We start from the raw sequence: 2,485 nt of genomic DNA, 5'->3' as shown, positions 1-2,485 counted from the left end.
GGTTCGGGGCCGCCCCGCCGCGCAGGCCGATCAGGAAGCCGTCCTTGAAGCAGATGTGCGGAACCACGGTGTCCGGCTGCGGCTCACAGGTCCAGCCGTCGACCTGGACGGCGTCGCCGGAGCGGGTGGCGTTCACGTAATGGCTGGCCACGGTGATGGCCTCGGTGCAGCCGGGAATGCCCGCCTGATTGGCGTAGGCGATCACGTTCGCGTTCTGGCCGTTGGCTCCGGTGATCGGCCCGCAATCGACATCGGAGGGTTGCACGGTGGTCGGCACCGGCGGGCGGGTCGGGTTGGGCGGCAGCGGTTTCGGGCTCGGCGGCGGGGTCGTCGCGGTGGCCGGTGCGGTGGTGCTGCTCGCCGCGACCGTGGTCGAGGTGGTGTTCTTCGCGGAGTCCTTGGAGTGGCCGCAGGCGGTGAGCCCGACCACCAGGGCCGGGGCCGCCGCGAGCATGGCGAGAGAGGCGAATCGCATGACTCAGTCTCGCAGGCAATCGGTCAGCAAATGTGTTGACCCGCTGAGGCTGTCGTCGGCTGGGCCGAGGTTGTCGGGAAAGATCAGCCCGGCAGCGGGCCGACCCGCACCGCCGTCGTGGTCACCCCGCCCACCACGAACCACAGTCGCAGCGTGGGATGCCCGGTCCGGTCGCCCGGCTCGTAGCGGCTGCGCACGCTGATGTGCTGGCGCGCCAGCACCGGCGCGATGTACTCGATGACCGCGCGATGCGGCCCGGCCACCAGCTTCGGGTAGTCGATCAGATACTGCTCCAGCGCCTGCCAGTAGGCCGCGTTGTTGACGTGGTTGTACTGGTCGATATCGGTGGCGCGCACCGGGAACGGCAGATCCACATCCGATTCCGGCGGGGTGGGATCGGTGAGCCAGGGCCGCCAGCGCAGCCGGTGCTCATCGGTGGTGCGGGCGAGTTCGGCCAGGCCCTCGTCGCTGATGCGGGTCGGCATATTGGTGAACTCGTTGATATTGATCCAGAACCCCTCGGTCTCGATCAGACCGCCGCCCTCGCTGGTGACCCGCACCCGCATGTTCGTCCAGCGCGTGGACATGGCCGAACACCAGCGCCGCAACTCCACCCGGTCGGGCCAGTGGATGGGCCGCACCACGTCCACCACGGTGCGCCGCACGATCCAGGCCGGATCGGTCCGGTGGAAGAACCCGGATTGCATTTCCTCCCAGGCGATGTCCTGGAGGTAGCGGGCCACGGAATCGAATCGCAGCCGGTGATAGGGATCCACATCGCCGGCCCGGACCGGCCACGCGGAAGCGAAGCCCATGCCCTCCTCGGGAAGCGGGGCGAGTGGCTCATCGAGTGACACTGGTGCTCCTCGCGCCGCACACCGGGTTGGCTTGGACCCAGCGTGCCGCATGTCTATCCATAAGCACCGGGTGAGGTGCTTGCTGACCGAAGTCTGTGACATGACTCTACGGGGCGCGCGGGACGCACTCGCGTCGAGTCACCTGTACTTCTGTTATGGGAACGACAGTGTTTCTCTGAATGGCAGGTCGATCCGGCCCGCGGGGGAGCGACCGCGCACCCTCGGGGGTAATGACACTGCGCCCCACGGGCCGTAGCCTTTGCTGTTGTACATCCAGCAGCAGGGAGGACTACGCGGGTGGCCGCAGGGTCGAGGGCCGGATCGCGGTTCGGGCAGTACGAGTTGCGGCGGCTGCTCGGGGTGGGCGGCATGGGCGAGGTCTACGAGGCCTACGACACGGTCCGCGATCGGGTGGTCGCCGTGAAGCTGCTCGACGTCGAGCTGGCCCGGCAGCCCAGCTACGTCGAACGCTTTCGCCGGGAATCCCGCACGGCCGCCAAACTGCAGGAACCGCACGTCATTCCGGTGCACGACTGGGGCGAGGTGGACGGTGTCCTGTACATCGACATGCGCCTGGTCAAGGGTCGCGACCTCAAGGCCTACCTGCGCGAGGAGGGGCCGCTGACGGCCGAGCAGGCCGTCACGGTGGTGGAGCAGATCGCCTCCGCGCTCGACGCCGCCCACGAGAGCGGTCTGGTGCACCGCGACATCAAGCCCGCCAATATCCTGCTCACCGGCGACCTGTTCGCCTACCTCGTCGATTTCGGCATCGCGCACACCGAATCCGACGCTCAGCTCACTCAAACCGGCAGTGCCATCGGCTCTTTCGCCTACATGGCGCCCGAACGGTTCGAGCACAGCGCCTCGGTGTCGCCGAGCGCGGATATCTACGCGCTGGCGTGCGTGCTCTACGAATCCCTCACCGGGCTGCCGCCGTTCCTGGTCGAGGGCAATCTGGCCACCATTCGCGCCCACATGCTGACCCCGCCGCCGCGGCCCAGCGTTCGGACGGGCGTGCCGGTCGGTTTCGACCAGGTGGTGGCGATCGGCATGGCCAAGGAACCGAGCCGCCGGTACGCCAGTGCCGGTCAGCTCGCCCGCGCCGCCCGGGCGGCACTGCAACGAGCCGCGCAGGAACCCGCCCGCACCATCC

The 2,485-nt window shown here is 68.5% G+C and carries 2 protein-coding genes and 1 pseudogene; 1 reads left to right on the top strand and 2 read right to left on the bottom strand.

Going from position 1 to position 2,485, the window contains the following annotated elements; all coding sequences use genetic code 11:
• A pseudogene (locus ACAM49_RS39835) lies at nucleotides 1-475 on the bottom strand (hypothetical protein); the annotation flags it as partial.
• A gap of 83 nt (nucleotides 476-558) precedes the next feature.
• The gene (locus ACAM49_RS39830; protein ID WP_369640691.1) at nucleotides 559-1,332 is read right to left on the bottom strand and encodes an acyl-[acyl-carrier-protein] thioesterase; all 774 of its coding nucleotides are present in this window, start codon (nucleotides 1,330-1,332) and stop codon (nucleotides 559-561) included.
• Nucleotides 1,333-1,629: 297 nt separating this feature from the next.
• On the opposite strand from ACAM49_RS39830, the gene ACAM49_RS39825 reads away from it, so the two are divergent.
• Nucleotides 1,630-2,485 (top strand): serine/threonine-protein kinase (locus ACAM49_RS39825; protein ID WP_369640690.1); only part of this gene is annotated, 856 nt, incomplete at its 3' end.

It is taken from the genome of Nocardia sp. JMUB6875, from assembly GCF_041154655.1.
In the GTDB taxonomy this organism is placed as follows: Bacteria; Actinomycetota; Actinomycetes; order Mycobacteriales; family Mycobacteriaceae; genus Nocardia.
Note: the sequence above shows the minus strand (reverse complement) of the source record. Positions and strands in the feature narration are given on the sequence as shown.